This is a genomic window from Paracoccus panacisoli, from assembly GCF_042435015.1.
Classification (GTDB): Bacteria; Pseudomonadota; Alphaproteobacteria; order Rhodobacterales; family Rhodobacteraceae; genus Paracoccus; species Paracoccus panacisoli.
In genome coordinates, this window is record NZ_JBHMQU010000052.1 from 47,240 (window position 1) to 65,218 (window position 17,979).

Sequence of the window (17,979 nt, forward strand, 5' to 3'; positions counted from 1 at the left end):
ATGGCCGTCCACACCTTCACCTGCATCGACGGCCACACCTGCGGCAACCCGGTGCGCCTCGTCGCCGGCGGCGGGCCGCGGCTCGTGGGCGCCGACATGCTCGAGAAGCGCGCCCATTTCCTGCGCGAGTTCGACTGGATCCGCACCGGCCTGATGTTCGAGCCGCGCGGCCACGACATGATGTCGGGCTCAATCCTCTATCCGCCGACGCGGCCCGACTGCGACGTGGCGGTGCTGTTCATCGAGACCTCGGGCTGCCTGCCGATGTGCGGCCACGGCACCATCGGCACGATCACCATGGGGATCGAGAACGGCCTCATCACCCCGCGCGCGCCGGGCGCCCTGTCGATCGAGACGCCCGCCGGCAAGGTCGACATCAGCTACGTGCAGGAGGGCCGCTTCGTCGAGGAGGTGCGGCTGACCAACGTCCCCGGCTTCCTCTACGCCGAGGGCCTGACCGCCGAGGTCGAGGGCCTGGGCGAGATCGTCGTGGACGTCGCCTACGGCGGCAATTTCTACGCCATCGTCGAGCCGCAGAAGAACTTCCGCGACATCGCCGACCATACGGCGGGCGAGCTGATCGGCTGGTCGCCGAAGCTGCGCGCGGCGCTGAACGCGAAATACGAGTTCCTCCACCCCGAGCACCCGGCGATCAACGGTCTGTCGCACATCCTGTGGACCGGGGTCGCGACCCAGCCCGGCGCGCACGCCCGCAATGCGGTGTTCTATGGCGACAAGGCCATCGACCGCAGCCCCTGCGGCACCGGCACCTCGGCCCGCATGGCGCAGCTGGCCGCCAAGGGGCGGCTGGGGGTGGGGGACGAGTTCCACCACGAATCGATCATCGGCTCGATCTTCAAGGGCCGGGTCGAGGCCGACGCGCGGGTGGGCGACCGCGCCGCGATCATCCCCTCGATCGCGGGATGGGCGCGGATGACCGGCTACAACACCATCTTCATCGACGACCGCGACCCCTTCGCGCACGGTTTCGTGGTCCGGTGAGCGCCACCCGCATCCTGCCAGGTGTGGCCGAGGGGCCGGTGCTGGCGGCGGATGCGCCGCTGAGCTTCTGGGGCGGGGTGGACCCGGCGACGGGGCGGGTGATCGACGTGCACCATCCGCTGGCCGGCCGGTCGCTCGGGGGCGCGGTGCTGGTGCTGCCGGGCACGCGCGGCTCGTGCAGCGGCTCGGGGGTGGTGCTGGACATGGTGCTGTCGGGGCAGGGGCCGGCGGCGCTGGTGTTCTCGGACCCCGAGGAGGTGGCGACGCTCGGCGCGCAGGTCGCGGCGGCGCTGTTCGGCGCCCCCCTGCCGGTGCTGCGGGTGTCGGCTGAGACCCGCGCGGCTCTGTCCCGCGCCGGATCGGTGCGGATCGAGGCCGAGGTGCTGGTCGCGGACGGGCTGCGGCTGCCCCTCGGGTCGCTGCCCGCCGCGGCGCTGGCGCTGACGGACGCGCAGCAGGCGATGCTGGACGGCGCCGAGGGCGAGGCCGCGGCGCTGGCGATGCGGATCGTCACGGCGACCGCGCGCCAGCAGGGGGCCGCACGGCTGGTCCCCGTCAGCCGCGCCCATATCGACGGCTGCATCTACGCCTCGCCCGCCAACCTGCGCTTTGCCGAGGCCTTCGCCGCGATGGGCGCGCGGGTGCGGGTGTCCACGACGATGAACGCGATCTCGGTGGACCACGCGAACTGGCGCACGCAGGGCGTGCCGCCCGACTTCGGCGGCCCGGCGCAGCGGCTCGCCGACGCCTATGTGGCGATGGGGTGCCGGCCGAACTTCACCTGCGCGCCCTATCTCGACGACCCGCCACGGTTCGGGGAGGTGATCGGTTGGTCGGAATCCAACGCGGTGATCCACGCCAACAGCGTGCTGGGGGCGCGGACCGAGAAGCACCCGGATTTCCTCGACCTGTGCATCGCGCTGACCGGGTTCGCGCCGGACACCGGGGTCTATCTCGACGCCAACCGGCAGGCGCGTCGGGTGCTGACGGTCACGCGGCCTGCGGGGGCGGACGATCCCTTCTGGCCGCTGCTGGGGTGGGTCGCGGGGGCGGCGGCGCCCGACCGCATCCCGCTGATCCGGGGCGCGGGCGCCGCGGGGGCGGACGACCTCAAGGCGCTGTGTGCGGCCTTCGGCACCACCTCGGCCGCGCCGATGCTGCACATCGAGGGGGTGACGCCCGAGGCCGGACAGGTGGCGCCGGACGCCGACACGGTGACGCTCGACCGGGCGGCGCTGGCGGCGGGCTGGGCGGCGCTGAACGATGGCCCCGCGGACGTCGATCTGGTCGCCATCGGCAGCCCCCATGCCTCGGCCACCGAGGCCGCGGCGCTGGCCGCGGCGCTCGACGCGGCCGGGCCGGGGCCGCTGGCTGTGCCGCTGATCCTGACGCTGGGCCGCGGGGTGCTGGCGGCGCTCGAGGCCGACGGCACCGCCGCCCGGCTCGCCGCGCGGGGCGTCAGGCTGATCCCCGACCTTTGCTGGTGTTCGATCACCGAGCCGGTGTTTCCGCCCGCCGCCCGCGTGGTGATGACGAACTCGGCCAAATACGCCCATTACGGGCCGGGGCTCTCGGGGCGCGCGCTGCGCTTCGGCAGCCTTGGCGACTGCGCCCGCGCGGCGCTGACCGGGCAGGCGCCGCAGGGCCTGCCGCCGTGGCTGAAGGAGTGAGGCGATGCGATCCAGCCAGACCATCCACGTGATCTCCGCCCATGCCGAGGGCGAGGTCGGCGACGTCATCGTAGGCGGCGTCCTGCCGCCCCCCGGCGAGACGCTTTGGGCGCAGTCCCGCTGGATCGCCGCGGACGGGCGGCTGCGGAACTTCGTGCTGAACGAGCCGCGGGGCGGGGTGTTCCGGCACGTCAACCTGCTCGTCCCGCCCAGGCACCCCGAGGCCGACGCCGCCTTCATCATCATGGAGCCGGAGGACACGCCGCCGATGTCGGGGTCGAACTCGATCTGCGTCTCGACCGTGCTCTTGGACGGTGGGCTGGTGCCGATGACCGAGCCCGAGACGCGGCTGGTGCTCGAGGCGCCGGGCGGGCTGGTGCGGGTGCGGGCCGAATGCCGGAACGGCAAGGCCGAGCGCATCTTCGTCGAGAACCTGCCGAGCTTCGCCTCAAGGCTGGACGTGCCGCTGACGGTCGAGGGGCTGGGCACGATCACCGTCGACACGGCCTATGGCGGCGACAGCTTCGTGATCGTGGACGCCGCCGCGCTTGGCTTTGCGCTGGTCACGGACGAGGCACACGCCATCGCCCGGCTGGGGGTGCAGATCACCACGGCCGCCGACGCGCAGATAGGCTTTCACCACCCGACCAACCCGGACTGGCGGCATTTCTCGTTCTGCCTCTTCGCAGGCCCCGTCACCCGCAACGGGCATGAGCTGACCAGCAGCGCCGCAGTGGCGATCCGGCCGGGCAAGGTGGACCGCTCGCCCACCGGCACGGCGCTGTCGGCGCGGATGGCGGTGCTGGCGGCGCGGGGCGAGATGGGGGCAGAGGACCGGCTGACGGTGCGCTCGCTCATCGGCTCGACCTTCGCGGGGCGTATCCTCGGCGAGACCGAGGTGGGCGGCACCCCGGCGATCCGGCCCGAGATCTCGGGGCGTGGCTGGATCACCGGGGTTCACCAGCACATGCTCGACCCCGACGACCCGTGGCCCGAGGGCTACCGCCTGTCCGACACCTGGGGCGCGCGCTGACGGAACGCCCCGTGCGGGCAGCCGTTGACCCCCGACCCAAGGGAAGGACAGCGGATGAGCGGCGCCGACACCACACCCGACGATTTCGAGCCGGCCGACCTGCCGGCCAAGGCGCGGGCCGCGTATGGCGACAAGCTGGCGCTGGGCACGGGCCAGACCGTCGCGCTGGCGGTGATGGCCGGGGCGTTCATCGCCTTCGGCTCGGTCTTCTTCCTGATCGTTCAGTCGGTCCCCGACACGGTGCCATATGGCTTCGTGCAGGCGCTGTCCGGGGCGGCGTTTTCGTTCGGCCTGATCCTCGTGATGATCGCGGGGGCGGAGCTTTTCACCGGGAACACGCTGATGCTCTCCCGCCTCTATGCGGGCGACAGCGGGATGGGTCAGATCGCCGCCGCCTGGGCGCTGGTCTATCTGGGCAACCTCATAGGCTCGGTGCTGATCGTCGCGCTGTTCCTCGCGGCGGGCGGGGCCGAGGCGGGCGACGGGCTGATGCAGGCCGCGATCCTCGACACCGCCGGGTCAAAGACGGCGAAGGGGGCGGGGGCGATCTTCGCCTCGGGCATCCTCGCCAACATGCTCGTCTGCCTCGCGGTGTGGATGACGTTCGCCGCGCGCACCTTACCGGGCAAGGTGCTGGTGATCGTGCCGCCCATCGCGGCCTTCGTCGCCGGCGGGTTCGAGCATTCCGTCGCCAACATGTCGCTGATCCCGGCCGGGCTGGGGGTGCTGTGGACCGAGTCCGGGGCGGTCGCGGACCCCTCGCTGACCGCTGCGGGGTTCGCGCACAACCTGCTGTGGTCCACGCTCGGCAATATCGTCGGCGGCGGGCTGATCGCGCTGGGCTACTGGCTGGGCTACGACCGCGAGGCCTGACGCGGCTCAGGGCCGGCCGGGCGGCAGCGTCCCGGCGGGCTTGCCGATCCCGCGCCGCCGCCGCGCCTCGCGCAGGTGCGACAGATGCGCGGCCTCGGGGCCGGGCGGGGGGAGTGAGAGCACCGCGTGGCGCAGCGCCTCGATCCCGTCCTCGGACCGGGCGGGCAGGGTGGCCGCGGGGATCGGGGCGCCGATGGTGATGCGGTAGGTGTGCCCGGCCTTGTTCAGCACCTCGTTGAACAGCGTCACGTCCCTGAGCGTCGGGTGGATCGCGTCGAGCAGGTAGAACAGCGCCGAGTTCCGCGCCCGGATGTTGAGCGGGATCACCGGCACGTCGAACTTGCGCGCGATCATCGCGGCCGACGGCATCCACGGCCGCTCGTGCAGCGTCAGCCCGTGCCGCTTGGCCAGCCGCCCGGACGGAAAGATCAGCCCGATCCGGCCTTGCCCGAGCGCCCGGCGGGTATAGTCCATGGTATAGCGGGTCTTGGCGTGGCTGCGCTTTTCCAGCCGCCACTCGACTGGGGCGATCAGCTCTTCCGTCTGCGGCAGCACCCGGATCATGTCGTGGTTGGCGTAGATGAAGAGATCGTCCCGCACCGCCGAGACGACCGCGTGCAGCACGATCCCGTCCGCGATCCCCGTCGGGTGGTTCGAGACGATCAGCGCCGGGCCGGTGGCGGGGATGTGCTCAAGGCCCTCGACCCGGATGTCGCGCACGATCAGCGCCGAGATGCGGCGCATGATCTCGGCGGTGGGCAGGTCGCGGAACTCGGCCGCCAGCATGATCGAGCGCGGATAGCGCAGAAGCCGCATCATCCCCCAGCGAGCGAGGGTGTGGTGCGGCTTGCCGGAATAGAGCCACGGCGCCCGTTCGGCGATCAGCGGGTCAAGCCGCTGCTGCATCTCGGCCAGCGCCGGCAGGGGGCCGGGCGGGGCGAGGTTCGGATCGGACGACCTGATCATCGTGGGGCGATTATTTCCCTCGCGCGGCTTGCCCGCAAGGCGGCTCAACCTCCGGCGGCAAGAATGCGCGTGACCATCTCGGCCGTGTTGCGCGAAAGCCCCGGCCGGGCGGCGATCCGTTCCAGCGCCGCGCGGGCGCGGGCGCGACGGCCCGCGTCGTAGCGCGGCCAGGTCTCGAAGAGCGAGGTCATCCGCGCCGCCGTCTGCGGGTTCACCGCGTCCATGCGGATCAGCCAGTCGGCCACGAAGTCGTAGCCCGAGCCGTCGGCGGCGTGGAAGGCGGCATGGTTCGCGCCCAGACCCCCGATCAGCGCCCGGAAGCGGTTCGGGTTCTGCCAGTCGAAATCCGACCGCGCAGCAAGGCTTTGGGCGATGCCCACCGCCTGCGCCGGGTCCGCGGCCATCGGCTGGACGGTGAAGAACTTGTCCATCACCAGCCGGTTGGCGCCGAACTGCGCCTCCATCCCCGCCAGCGCCGCCTCGGCCCGCCCGGCGCGGACGAGCTGGCTCAGCGCGCCCATCCGCTCGGTCATGTTGCGGGCCTTCGCCCACACCTCGGCCGCACGCTCGCCGCCGTCGAGGCGGCTGAGCCACGCCAGCGCCGCGAGCCGGGCGCTGCGGGCGCCCGACTGCTCGGCGTCGGGGGCGTAGTCGTAGGGGCAGTCCATCTCGGCCATGATCTGGTCGAGGACGCGGGCGTGCTGGGCTGCCAGCTCCTCCATCAGCGCCTCGCGGGTGCGGTGGATGGCGTCGGGGTCGGGGGTGCCGCCGCGGCGGGCGATCTCGGTCGCCACCTCGTCCTCGGCCGGCAGCCGCAGCATCAGGGCGAGGAAGGCCGGGTCCATCGCGCTGTCGGCCAACACCCCGCCATAGGCATACGTCAGGGCGGGGTCCGCCTCGCCGCCCGCCGCCATCTCGACCAGCGTGTCGAGGGCGAGGCTGTTTGCGGCCTCCCACCGGGCGAAGGGGTCGGTGTCGTGAGCCATGAGCACCGCCCGGTCGGCGCGCGGGATCTCGCGGGCGACGGTGACGGGGGCCGAGAAGCCGCGCAGCAGCGAGACGATGGGCCGTCCGCCCAGCCCGTCGAAGCTGAAGCTCTGCGCGGCCTCGGTCATCTCGAGCACGGTGGTCGGCAGCACCTCGTCGCCGTTGGCCGAGATCAGCCCCACGGCGATGGGGATCACGCGCGGGGGCTTCTCGGGCTGCCCGGGGGTGGGCCGCGTGGCCTGGGTGAAGTGCAGCGTCAGCCGGCCCGCCTTCTCGTCCCATGCCTCGGTCAGGGTCAGCTCGGGCGTGCCCGCGTCCGTGTACCAGCGCTTGAACTGCGCGAGGTCGCGGCCGGTCGCGTCCTCGAACACCTTCAGCCAGTCCTCGATGGTCGCCGCCTGCCCGTCGTGGCGGTCGAAATAGAGATCAAGCGCCGACCGGTAGCCGTCGTCGCCGACCAGCCGCTTGAGCATCCCGATCACCTCGGCGCCCTTTTCATACACCGTCGCGGTGTAGAAATTGTTGATCTCATCATAGCGGTCGGGCCGCGGCGGGTGGGCGAGGGGGCCGGCATCCTCGCGGAACTGGCGCGCGCGCAGGGTCACCACGTCCTCGATCCGCTTCACCGCCGCCGAGCGCAGGTCCGAGGTGAACTGCTGGTCCCGGAGCACCGTCAGCCCTTCCTTGAGGCAGAGCTGGAACCAGTCCCGGCAGGTGATGCGGTTGCCGGTCCAGTTGTGGAAATACTCGTGCGCGATCACCGCCTCGATGCGCTCATAGTCGCTGTCGGTGGCGGTCTCGGGCGAGGCGAGCACGAGCTTCGAGTTGAAGATGTTCAGCCCCTTGTTCTCCATCGCGCCCATGTTGAAGTCGTCCACGGCGACGATGTTGAACACGTCGAGGTCGTATTCGCGGCCGTAGACCTCTTCGTCCCAGCGCATCGACTTGACGAGGCTTTCGAGCGCGAAGCCCGCGCGGTCCTCATCGCCCGGGCGCACCCAGACGTTCAGCGCGACTTCGCGCCCCGACATCGTGGTGAAGCGGTCCGAGACGGCGCGCAGGTCGCCCGCGACGAGGGCGAAGAGATAGGCGGGCTTGGGCCACGGGTCGTGCCACTCGGCCCAGCCCGGCCCGCTGGCCACCGGGTTGCCGTTCGACAAGAGCACCGGCAGGTCGGCGCGGACGGTGACGCGGAACGGCGCCATCACGTCGGGGCGGTCGGGATACCAGGTGATGTGGCGGAAGCCCTCGGCCTCGCACTGGGTGCAGAACATCCCGCCCGAGAGATAGAGCCCCTCGAGCGTGGTGTTGGCCTCGGGGTCGATCTCGACGGTGGCCGAGAGGGTGAACGGCCCCTCGGGCAGCGTGGCGGCGGCGATGGTCATCGTCTCGTCGGCGAGCGTCAGGGCGGTCTCGGGGACCGGCGTGCCGTCGATCGCGACCGAAAACGTCCGCAGTCCGGCCCCGCCGTCGAGGGTCAGATCGCCGGCGGAAACCCGCTCGAGCCGCAGTTCGGACTGCACCCGCGTGCCCCGCGGGGCCAGCGTCACGTCGAGCCGCGTTTCGTGCAGGCGGAAGGGCCAGGGGCGGTATTCGCTGAGGAATCGGGTCTGGGACATCTCGGGCCTTGCTGACTGCACACGGTGCGGGGAAAAATGTTGAGGCAGCGGAACTTGTGCTTGTGGCGTGTGTTAAGCGCAGGATAAGCGGGTCGCAAGCCGGGCCTATTTCCCCTCGGGGTGGCCGCAGGCGGTCCGACGATCGACCGATTTACTATGGAGACCATCATGGCCAACTACGATCCGAACGATCCGCGCCGCACCGACGCGACCGACCCCCACCGCCCGGTGGATCCGAGCGGTCGCAGCACCGTCGTGACCGAAACCTATGTCGAGCCGGTCGAGAAGAAAGCCTCGCCGCTGCCGCTGATCATCGGCATCCTGCTGGCGCTGGCGCTCGCCTGGTGGCTGCTGTCGACGTTCATGGGCGGTGACCGCACCACGACCACGCCCGACACCACCACGACCAGCACCACCACGGCGCCGGCGACCACGACCACCACCACGCCGACGACCACCACGACCGAGCCGGCGACCACCTCGTCGAGCACGACCGCCCCGGTGACCACCACCGAGCCGGCGACCACTGCGCCCGCGACGACGACCACGACCACCGAGCCGGCGACCACCGCCCCGGCGACCGGCGCGGCGACGACCGAGACCACCACGACCGAGACCACGACGACCGCCCCGGTGACCGACACGGCCACCACCCCGGCGACCGACTCGGCCACCACCTCGACCACGACCACCACCCCGGTGACCACCCCGGCCCCGTCGAACTGATCGGTTCGACCGCCGGCCTGACACCTCGGGCCAGACTGACCGCCGCGCAGCCTCTGCGCGGCGGTTTCCATTTGCGCCGCCCCGCACGGTGAGCGCGGGAGCGCGGGCCGCACTGACGTCCCGTCCTGCCCTGCGAAAGCCTGACAAAACCTTGTGATCCCGCGCCCGCCGATGATAATGCGACCCGGATTGCGGCCTGCGGGGAGAGGAAAACCGGTGAAGATCGGCGCGTTGAAGGAAACATTCGACGGCGAGGCGCGGGTGGCGATCACGCCCTCCTCGGCCGGCCATCTGCAGAAGCTGGGCCACGCGGTCCACGTCCAGTCCGGGGCCGGCGCACGGGCCGGGTTCTCGGACGCGGCCTATGAGCGGGCGGGCGTGACGGTGCATCCGACCGCCGCGGCGCTTCTGGGCGCGGTCGACGTGGTGGCCAAGGTCCGCCCGCCGACCGAAGCGGAGATGGCGCAGATGCGCGAGGGGCAGACGCTCATCTCGTTCTTCTACCCCGGCCAGAACCCCGAGCTGCTGGAGGCGGCGCGCGACCGCGGCGTGAACGCCATCGCCATGGACATGGTGCCCCGCATCAGCCGCGCGCAGAAGATGGACGCGCTGTCCTCGATGGCCAACATCGCGGGCTACCGCGCGGTGATCGAGGCGGCGAACAACTTCGGCCGCTTCTTCACCGGCCAGGTCACGGCCGCGGGCAAGGTGCCGCCGGCCAAGGTGCTGATCGTCGGCGCCGGCGTCGCGGGGCTGGCCGCCATCGGCGCGGCCACCAGCCTCGGCGCGCAGGTCTATGCCTTCGACGTCCGCCCCGAGGTCGCCGAGCAGATCGAATCGATGGGCGCCGAGTTCGTCTATCTCGACTTCAAGGAGCAGGCGCAGGACGGTGCCGCGACCGGCGGCTATGCCGCGCCCTCGAGCCCCGAGTTCCGCGAGGCGCAGCTTGCGCGCTTCCGCGAGCTCGCGCCCGAGATGGACATCGTTATCACCACCGCGCTGATCCCCGGCCGGCCCGCGCCGAAGCTGTGGACCGAGGACATGGTCGCGGCGATGAAGCCCGGCAGCGTCATCGTGGACCTTGCCGCCGAGCGTGGCGGCAACTGTGAGCTGACGGTGCCGGACGAGAAGATCGTGACCGAGAACGGCGTCACGATCATCGGCTACACCGACTTCCCCTCGCGCATGGGGGCGCAGGCGTCCGAGCTTTACGGCAACAACGTCCGCCACATGATGGCCGACCTGACGCCCGCCAAGGACGGCGCGCTGGTCCACAACATGGAGGACGACGTGATCCGCGGCGCCACGGTGACGCGCGACCACGACGTGACCTGGCCGCCGCCGCCCCCCAAGGTGCAGGCGATCGCGGTGCAGAAGCCGAAGGAGAAGGCCCGCGAGCTGACGCCCGAGGAGCGGCGCGCCAACGAGCTGGCCGAGTTCAAGCGCCAGACCCGCAGCCAGGTCGGAATGCTCGTCACCGGCGGCGTGCTGATGCTGCTGGTGGGGCTGTTCGCGCCCGCGAGCTTCCTGTCGCATTTCATCGTCTTCGTGCTGGCCTGCTTCGTGGGCTTCAGCGTGATCTGGAACGTGGCGCACTCGCTGCACACGCCGCTCATGGCGATCACCAATGCGATCTCGTCGATCGTGATCCTCGGCGCACTGCTGCAGATCGGGTCGGGCTCGGCCTGGGTCGTCATCCTCGCGGCGCTCGCGGTGCTGATGACCGGCGTCAACATCTTCGGCGGCTTCCTGGTCACGCGCCGGATGCTCGCCATGTTCCAGAAGTCGTAAGGGTAGGGTGAGCGCATGGAAACCACTGTGATCACCACCGAGCCGGGCCTCGCCCCCGTCGTGTCGCACGGCGCGGGCGTCCTCGACGCGGTTCCGGTCTTCGGCTTCACCACCGCCGCCTATGTCGTGGCCGCGGTCCTGTTCATCCTCGCGCTGGGCGGGCTCTCGGGCCAGGAAAGCGCCAAGCGCGCGATCTGGTACGGAATCGTCGGCATGGCGCTGGCGGTGCTGGCCACGCTGTTCGGGCCCGGCCTCGGGCACTGGTGGCTGTCGCTCATCATGATCGCCATCGGCGGCGGGGTGGGCTACGTGCTCGCCACCCGCGTCCAGATGACCGAGATGCCGCAGCTCGTCGCCGCGATGCACAGCCTCGTGGGCCTTGCCGCGGTGTTCATCGGGCTGAACGCCCAGATCGAGCTGGGCCGGGTCATGCACGCCCGCCTCAGCGGGCTGACCGAGTTCTTCCACGGCTTCGCCGCCGTCCTCGCCCACAAGACCCCGGCCGAGATCGCCATGCTCAAGGTCGAGGTCGCGCTCGGCGTGTTCATCGGTGCGGTGACCTTTACCGGCTCGGTCGTGGCCTACGGCAAGCTGGCCGGCAAGGTGGACGGCAAGCCGAAGAAGCTGCCCGGCGGGCATATGCTGAACGCGGGCGCGGCGGCCCTGTCGCTGCTGCTGACCATCCTCTATGTCGCCGGCGTCGGCCCGGCGATGCTGTGGCTGCTGCTCTTGACCGTGATCGCGGGCTTCATCGGCTGGCACCTGATCATGGGGATCGGCGGGGCGGACATGCCGGTGGTCGTCTCGATGCTGAACAGCTACTCAGGCTGGGCGGCGGCGATGATCGGCTTCACCCTCTCGAACGACCTGCTCATCGTCGTGGGCGCGCTGGTCGGCTCGTCCGGTGCGATCCTCAGCTACATCATGTGCAAGGCGATGAACCGCTCGTTCATCAGCGTGATCCTCGGCGGCTTCGGCGGCGAGACGGGCCCGGCGATGGAGATCGAGGGCGAGCAGATCGCCATCGACGCCGAGGGCGTGGCCGCGGCGCTGAACGAGGCCGACAGCGTCATCATCGTCCCGGGCTACGGCATGGCGGTGGCGCAGGCCCAGCAGTCGGTCAGCGAGCTGACCCGCAAGCTGCGCGCCGCCGGCAAGAACGTGCGCTTCGCCATTCACCCCGTCGCCGGCCGTCTGCCCGGGCACATGAACGTGCTGCTGGCCGAGGCCAAGGTGCCCTATGACATCGTGCTCGAGATGGACGAGATCAACGAGGACTTCCCCTCGACCGACGTGGCGATCGTCATCGGCTCGAACGACATCGTGAACCCGGCGGCTCAGGAAGACCCGAACTCGCCCATCGCCGGGATGCCGGTGCTCGAGGTGTGGAAGGCCAAGCAGGTGTTCGTCAGCAAGCGCGGACAGGGCACCGGCTACTCGGGGATCGAGAACCCGCTGTTCTACAAGGAGAACACGCGGATGTTCTACGGCGACGCGAAGAAATCGCTCGACGCGCTGCTGCCGATGATCGACTGACCGGACCCCCGGTCCCACGACCCGAAACCCCCGCCCGACCCGGCGGGGGTTTTTTCGTGCTTGAGCTGGAGTGCGCTCCAGCCGCTAGAACCCCTCTCGTTCCATCGGAGGCAGGCCATGAAGATCGGCGAACTGGCGCGGCAGACCGGGCTCAGCGTGGACACGCTGCGCTTTTACGAGCGGATCGGCCTGATCCAGCGGCCGGCCCGCGACGGGGGCGGGCGGCGCGACTATGATCCGGCAGTGCTGGACTGGATCGCCTTCCTCGCCCGGCTGGCGGCGACGGGGATGCGGCAGGCCGACCGGGTCCGCTACGCCGCGCTGCGCCGGCAGGGGGACGCGACCCTCGCCGCCCGCCGGGCGATGATCGAGGCGCACCGCACGGCCATCGCCGCGCGGGTGGCCGAACTCAACGCGGCGCTGGCGCTGATGGACGACAAGATCGAGACCTTTCGCCGCATGGAGGCAGAGCATGACCGACCGACATCTTGAGGCAGGCGCCGCGGTGGCCGCCCGGCTGAACCCGACGCTGCACGAGGCGCTCTCAGCCCGCTACGACGGGCTGCTGCCGGGCATGGCCGACAGCCTGATCGAATGGGCCTACGGCCACCACTACGCCCGCCCCGGGCTGGACCTTAAGACCCGCCAGCTCTGCACCGTGGCGGCGCTGGCGGCGATGGGCGGCGGGACCGGGCCGCAGCTTCGGGTCAACGTCGCCCATGCGCTGGCGGCGGGGGCCTCGCGCACCGAGATCACCGAGGCGATCTGGCAGATGGCTGTCTACGGCGGGATGCCGGCGGCGATCAACGGCCTGAACGCCGCGGCCGAGGTGTTTGCCGCGGCCGACGAAGCCGCCGCTGCGGACGGCGGGGCGGGGTGAGGCGCGGCGCCAGCCCCCGCCCTCAGGGGTTGATCTGGATCGGCGTGCCGTCGCGGACCATCGCATAGATGTCCTCGGCCTCGGCATCCGTCACCGCGATGCATCCCGCGGTCCAGTCCCGGCGGATGCGCGACAGCGCCCGCCCCTCGGGCCCCTGGCCGTGGATGAAGATGTCGCCCCCCGCCTGCTGCCCCAGCGCCGCCGCATAGGCGCTGTCCACCGAGTTCGGATAGGAGATCCCGATCGACAGGTGGTAGCGGCTGTCGGGGTTGCGGCGGTCGATGTAATAGAGCCCCTCGGGCGTCTTGCCGTCGCCCGAGAACTGCTTGTGGCCCCGCGGCTCGTTCCCCAACCCGACGTTGTAGGACTTGATCACCGTGTTGCCCGACAGGAACAGCATCTGCCGCGCCGACTTGTTGACCACGATCTGGGTGACCGGCGGGCCGCTGTAGCTCTTGAACTTGCTCGGCGCGCAGGACGCGACGAGCGCCAGCAGCAGACCCGCCGTGATGAGCTGGAGGAGACGTGACATGACGGATTCCCTGATTCTGGCCCAACCCTGCCGAATGGCTGGCCCCGGTGCAACCGGGCCGGGCATCACATCCCGCTGATAGGGGGGCGCCGGCGAAGCCCCGCCCCCCGCCCAAGGGACGGCTTGCGCGCCGCCGCCATTCTCGCGTGAGATGCGGCCATGAGCCAGGACGCCCTTCCCATCGACACGTCGCTCGACCACCCGCTGCGGTTCGAGATGGTCAACGAGCTGCACGCGCGCCCCTCGCCGCGGCTGACCGCGCCGTGCAAGGTCGTCTACCTCGCCTTCAAGGAACCGCGCGACGCCGCCAACCGCGACCGGGGGCATGACTTCGCCCATCTGGCCGAGCTGGCGCGCCGCCACGGCGCCCCCGCGCCGCAGCCGGGCATCGGCCAATACGCCGCGGTGATGGGCCGCCACGAGCTGCGGTGGGAGGGGCATACCGAGTTCGTCAGCTACACGAGCTTCACCCCCGGCCGCCCGGTCCGCCCCTTCGACCCCGGCATGGCCGAGCTGTTCCCGCCCGAGTGGCAGGCCCGCGCGCCGGGCAAGCGCCTCGTCGCGGCGCTGATCGACGTCGAGCCGTTCCCCGACACCGACGCGGAGCTGGCCGAGCGGCTGGACGAATGGTTCGTTGTGGACGGGCTGACGGCGGTGCAGGTGCTCGACGGGGCCACGGTGATCGCCACCGACTTCCGCATCGATGCGGTGGGCTGGATGCGCTTTGCGGTCTTTGCCCGCGAGGGCGTGGGGCCGGAGCGGCTCGGGCGGGTGGTGCAACGGCTCACCGAGCTCGAGACCTATCGCGCCATGGCGATGCTGGGCTTTCCCCGGGCGCGGTCGCTCAGCGCGACGCTCAACGCGATCGACACCCAGATGGCGGCGCTGGTCGAGGGGCTGGGCGACGACGCCCGCCCGGCCGAGGCGGTGCTGCAGGATCTGCTGGCGCTGTCGGCCCGGCTCGAGACCGCGGCCACGCAGCACAACTTCCGCTTCGGCGCGACCCGCGCCTATGAGGCGATCGTCCACGACCGCATCGCCGCCCTGCGCGAGACCCGGTTCCAGGGCCGCCAGACGCTGACCGAGTTCATGTCCCGCCGCTTCGAGCCCGCGATGCGGACCGCGCGCTCGACCGAGGCGCGGCTGGCGGCGATGCTCGACCGGGCGGCGCGGGCGGGCGAGCTGCTGCGCACCCGCGTGGACGTGCAGCGCAGCGAACAGAACCAGGAGATCCTGTCGCGGATGGACCGACGGGCCGACCTGCAACTTCGCCTGCAGCACACGGTCGAGGGGCTGTCGGTGGTGGCGATCAGCTATTACGCGGTGGGGCTTTTGGGCTATGCCGCGGCGCCCTTGGCGCATGCGGCGGGGATCGACAAGACCCTGCTCGTCGCGGCGCTGACGCCGCTGGTGGTGGTCGCGGTGTGGCTGGGGATGCGCCGGGTGCGGGCGCGGCTGCACGATGCGGCGGGGCACGGCGATCTCTGACGGGGTTGCGCTGCCCCCCGCGCCGCGGGCAGTCTGCGGCCGACCGTTCCAGAGGAGAGTCCCCATGCGCCTTGCCCTGTCCCTCGCCGCGCTGCTGGCGCTTGCCGGCTGCGGCGTGCCGTTCGTGCCGTTCATCTGATGGGCGAGGACGTGCGGCGGCTGACGCTCTACGGGCTTGCGCATTGCTCGACCTGCCAGAAGGCGCAGGCGGACCTCGAGGCCGCGGGCTGGCAGGTGGCGTTCCGCGACGTGGCGGCCGAGCCGCTCTCCGAGGCCGAGCGGGCGCGGCTGGTCGACGAGTTCAGCGACAAGCTGGTCAACCGCGCGAGCCTGACGTGGCGGGGGATGTCCGAGGCCGAGCGGTCGATGGCGCCGGTGGCGATGCTCGGCGCGAAACCCTCGGTCATGAAGCGTCCCGCGATCGTCGCGGGCGACGCGCGGCTGCTCGGCTGGACGGCGAACGTCAAGCGGGCGCTGGGGGTGCCGGCCTGAGGGGGCGCGGCGCGCTCAGACGATGTAGCGGTCGCGGCGGTGGTTGATCGCGATCACGAGGTTCAGCACCGCCGCGCCGAGCGCCGACCAGGCCACCCGCTCCCACGGCATGAGGGCGAGGGCGGCCGCGAAGACGAGCGCGTCGAAGCCCATCTGCACCCAGCCGGCCTTGATCCCGAAGCGGTCCTGCACGTCGAGCGCCACGGCCCCGATGCCGCCGAGGCTCGCCCGGTGGCGGAAGAGCGCGAGCAGCGCCGCCCCGCAGACCAGCCCCGCGAGCACGGCGGCGGCGCCGGGGTGGATGGCCTGGAAGCCGATCAGCCGGGGCAGGGCGAGGCTGGTCGCCACCATGATCAGCACCGCCGCGACCGTCCGGCGCAGGAACCCCGCGCCGAGGCGGCGGTAGCCGAAGCCGTAGAATGGCAGGCTGAGGGCGAGGTAGACCGGCCCGAACGGAACCCCGGTCGCCTGCGCGACGAGCAGCGCCAGGCCGGCGAGCTGCCCGGTGATCAGCCCGGCCGAGGCCAGCAGATGCGCGCCGAACGCGGCCATGACCCCGCCGAAGAGGATGCCCTGGGCATCCTCGGCGCGGCTGTGGGGATGGGCGATGGCGGCGGGCGAGGTGGCGCTCATGGCCCGCGCGATGCCCCATCGGCGCGCGGTTGTCCAGCGGGGGGGGCGAGGCTGCCCCGCCGGGCGTTCCCTCACCCGCGGGCGTCGAGCCGCCCGATCCGCTCGGTCAGCAGGTCGAAGAAGCGCGGCGCGTCGAGATCGCGGATGAAGAGCGCGTTCGCCGGGCGCCCGGTCACGCCCCACCAGTCGGCGACGGTCATGCCGCGGGTGAAGCGGCCCTCGGTCTCGATCTCGACGTTGATCCGCCGGCCGGAGAAAATTTCGGGCGCGATGAGATAGGCGACCGCGCAGGGGTCGTGCAGCGGCGCCCCGTCGTGGCCGTATTTCGCCCGGTCGTAGCGCTCAAAGAAATCCGTCCAGCTCGCCACGACCTCGCCCACCCGGCCGCTTGCGCGCATCCCCTCGACCCAGGCACGGCTGGTGAGCGCGCAGTGGGTGACGTCGAGGGGCATGACGACGAGATCGACGCCGGCGGCAAAGACCTCGGCCGCGGCGAGCGGGTCAACGAAGATGTTGAACTCGGCCGCCGGGGTGACGTTGCCGACCTCGAAATAGGCCCCCCCCATCATGACGATGCGGCCGACGCGGGCGATGACGTCGGGTGCCTGCCGGAAGGCCGCGGCGATGTTGGTGAGCGGGCCGATGGGGACGAGGGTGACGCTGCCCGCGGGTTCGCGGCGCAGCGTCTCGACGAGGAAATCCACGGCGTGGCGGTCCTGCACGGGCATGGTCGGCTCGGGCAGGGTGATCCCGTCGAGGCCGGTCGCGCCGTGGACGTTCTCGGCGGTGACGAGCCGCCCCTCGAGCGGCGCGTTGCACCCGGCGTAGACGGGGATGTCGGGGCGCCCGGCCAGCTCGCAGATCGCGCGGGCGTTGCGCAGGGTGAGCGGCAGCGGCACGTTGCCCGCCACCGCCGTGATCCCCAGCACCTCGAGCTCGGGCGAGGCGAGCGCCAGCAGGATCGCCACGGCATCGTCCTGGCCGGGGTCGGTGTCGATGATGATCTTCTGCGCCATACGGGGTGGTCCTGTCGGTGGTGCCGTCGTGTCAGCGGCCCGGGCAGCATGGCGTGACGGGGCGGCGGGGGGAAGGGGGGGCGGGGGAAGGGTGTGGCTGAAGGCGCTGGGCAAGGGGGTGTCGCACGGCGCGGGCGCAGGGGTGGTGGACGGCGCGGAGGATCGGGTTTGAGGCTTACCCGCGAAGGGGAACCGAGCACACCATGCGCAAAGCGCGCCCTCTCGTAAGAGGCGCTCATCTCAACCGGGCCGCGCACCCGCGCTCTCTTGCGAAAACCCCGCCCGTCCGGCGCCCACCGCGCATGGCCGCGACCCCGCGCCCTGCAGGGGGATCCCCACCGTCCGGCGGTCATCGCGACCGGGCAGTCTCCCCGTGCAGAGCTACCGAAACCCCGCCCGGTCGGCGCTCACGGTGACCGGGGTCGCGCTCCTCGCGCTCTGCTGCGCAATGCACCGCTGGTCCGGCGATCACCGCGATTGGCCGTGCCATCGCGCTCTGCGGCGGAGACCCCGTCGGTCCGCCAGTCACTAAGACAGGGCCATGCACCCGTGCTCTGCTACGGAAACCCCGCCCAACCGGCGCTCACCGCGAATGGCCACGACCCCGTACCCTGCAGCGGAATAATCACCGTCCGGCGGTCATCGCGACCGGGCAGTCCCCCCATGCCGTGCTGCGGATACCCCGCCTGTGCGGCGCTTATGGCGACCGGGGCGCGCTCGTCACGCACCGCCGCA

16 protein-coding genes are annotated in these 17,979 nt (G+C 71.5%); 11 read left to right on the plus strand and 5 right to left on the minus strand.

What is annotated here, in order from left to right; all coding sequences use genetic code 11:
- The 4 genes from ACFHYO_RS11600 to ACFHYO_RS11615 are packed head-to-tail and all read left to right on the plus strand — an operon-like array spanning nucleotide 1 to nucleotide 4,578.
- The gene (locus ACFHYO_RS11600) at nucleotides 1-1,002 is read left to right on the plus strand and encodes a 4-hydroxyproline epimerase (protein WP_394320574.1); all 1,002 of its coding nucleotides are present in this window, start codon (nucleotides 1-3) and stop codon (nucleotides 1,000-1,002) included.
- The gene (gene lhpI / locus ACFHYO_RS11605) at nucleotides 999-2,672 is read left to right on the plus strand and encodes a cis-3-hydroxy-L-proline dehydratase (protein ID WP_394320575.1); all 1,674 of its coding nucleotides are present in this window, start codon (nucleotides 999-1,001) and stop codon (nucleotides 2,670-2,672) included. Before ACFHYO_RS11600 ends, lhpI begins: the two co-directional genes overlap by 4 nt.
- A 4-nt stretch (nucleotides 2,673-2,676) precedes the next feature.
- Nucleotides 2,677-3,705, plus strand: a complete 1,029-nt coding sequence (locus ACFHYO_RS11610) for a trans-3-hydroxy-L-proline dehydratase (protein WP_394320577.1) — start codon at nucleotides 2,677-2,679, stop codon at nucleotides 3,703-3,705.
- 54 nt (nucleotides 3,706-3,759) lie between these two features.
- Nucleotides 3,760-4,578, plus strand: coding sequence for a formate/nitrite transporter family protein (locus ACFHYO_RS11615; RefSeq protein ID WP_394320579.1), 819 nt, complete (start codon nucleotides 3,760-3,762; stop codon nucleotides 4,576-4,578).
- 6 nt (nucleotides 4,579-4,584) lie between these two features.
- Here ACFHYO_RS11615 and ACFHYO_RS11620 read toward each other — a convergent pair whose 3' ends face one another.
- The gene (locus ACFHYO_RS11620) at nucleotides 4,585-5,544 is read right to left on the minus strand and encodes a 1-acyl-sn-glycerol-3-phosphate acyltransferase (RefSeq protein ID WP_231555275.1); all 960 of its coding nucleotides are present in this window, start codon (nucleotides 5,542-5,544) and stop codon (nucleotides 4,585-4,587) included.
- A 44-nt stretch (nucleotides 5,545-5,588) separates the two neighbouring features.
- On the minus strand, nucleotides 5,589-8,150 hold the full coding sequence (gene pepN / locus ACFHYO_RS11625) for an aminopeptidase N (RefSeq protein WP_394320581.1): 2,562 nt from the start codon (nucleotides 8,148-8,150) through the stop codon (nucleotides 5,589-5,591).
- Between the two features lie 168 nt (nucleotides 8,151-8,318).
- Between pepN and ACFHYO_RS11630 the strand changes: the two genes are divergently transcribed.
- From ACFHYO_RS11630 to ACFHYO_RS11650, 5 genes are all read left to right on the plus strand, one after another.
- Nucleotides 8,319-8,876: a hypothetical protein gene (locus tag ACFHYO_RS11630; RefSeq protein ID WP_394320583.1), complete on the plus strand. Its 558-nt coding sequence runs from the start codon at nucleotides 8,319-8,321 to the stop codon at nucleotides 8,874-8,876.
- Nucleotides 8,877-9,092: 216 nt separating this feature from the next.
- Entirely contained in the window at nucleotides 9,093-10,667 is a 1,575-nt protein-coding gene (locus ACFHYO_RS11635) for a Re/Si-specific NAD(P)(+) transhydrogenase subunit alpha (protein ID WP_168782343.1), read from the plus strand.
- A 15-nt stretch (nucleotides 10,668-10,682) separates the two neighbouring features.
- Entirely contained in the window at nucleotides 10,683-12,203 is a 1,521-nt protein-coding gene (locus ACFHYO_RS11640) for an NAD(P)(+) transhydrogenase (Re/Si-specific) subunit beta (protein ID WP_394320585.1), read from the plus strand.
- A gap of 117 nt (nucleotides 12,204-12,320) precedes the next feature.
- Nucleotides 12,321-12,695 (plus strand): MerR family transcriptional regulator, encoded by a 375-nt coding sequence (locus ACFHYO_RS11645; protein WP_394320586.1) that lies wholly within the window; start codon nucleotides 12,321-12,323, stop codon nucleotides 12,693-12,695.
- Nucleotides 12,676-13,083 carry a carboxymuconolactone decarboxylase family protein gene (locus tag ACFHYO_RS11650; protein ID WP_036701439.1) on the plus strand — a complete coding sequence of 136 codons (408 nt, stop codon included), beginning with the start codon at nucleotides 12,676-12,678 and terminating at the stop codon, nucleotides 13,081-13,083. The genes ACFHYO_RS11645 and ACFHYO_RS11650 overlap by 20 nt, the downstream gene beginning before the upstream one ends.
- Before the next feature lie 22 nt (nucleotides 13,084-13,105).
- Here the strand turns inward: ACFHYO_RS11650 and ACFHYO_RS11655 are convergent, their stop codons facing one another.
- The gene (locus ACFHYO_RS11655) at nucleotides 13,106-13,615 is read right to left on the minus strand and encodes a L,D-transpeptidase family protein (RefSeq protein ID WP_394320588.1); all 510 of its coding nucleotides are present in this window, start codon (nucleotides 13,613-13,615) and stop codon (nucleotides 13,106-13,108) included.
- Nucleotides 13,616-13,774: 159 nt separating this feature from the next.
- Here ACFHYO_RS11655 and ACFHYO_RS11660 point away from each other — a divergent pair, with 159 nt between their 5' ends.
- Together ACFHYO_RS11660 and ACFHYO_RS11665 are read left to right on the plus strand one after the other, a co-directional pair.
- Nucleotides 13,775-15,103: a DUF3422 family protein gene (locus tag ACFHYO_RS11660; RefSeq protein WP_394320590.1), complete on the plus strand. Its 1,329-nt coding sequence runs from the start codon at nucleotides 13,775-13,777 to the stop codon at nucleotides 15,101-15,103.
- A gap of 138 nt (nucleotides 15,104-15,241) precedes the next feature.
- Complete coding sequence (locus ACFHYO_RS11665) at nucleotides 15,242-15,595, plus strand: arsenate reductase family protein (RefSeq protein WP_156127466.1); 354 nt, start codon at nucleotides 15,242-15,244, stop codon at nucleotides 15,593-15,595.
- A gap of 15 nt (nucleotides 15,596-15,610) precedes the next feature.
- Here the strand turns inward: ACFHYO_RS11665 and ACFHYO_RS11670 are convergent, their stop codons facing one another.
- Nucleotides 15,611-16,228 (minus strand): YitT family protein, encoded by a 618-nt coding sequence (locus tag ACFHYO_RS11670; RefSeq protein WP_074826403.1) that lies wholly within the window; start codon nucleotides 16,226-16,228, stop codon nucleotides 15,611-15,613.
- A 71-nt stretch (nucleotides 16,229-16,299) separates the two neighbouring features.
- A complete protein-coding gene (locus ACFHYO_RS11675) occupies nucleotides 16,300-17,244 on the minus strand; it encodes a nucleoside hydrolase (protein WP_036709434.1) in 945 nt (314 codons plus the stop codon).
- Nucleotides 17,245-17,979: the final 735 nt, after the last annotated feature.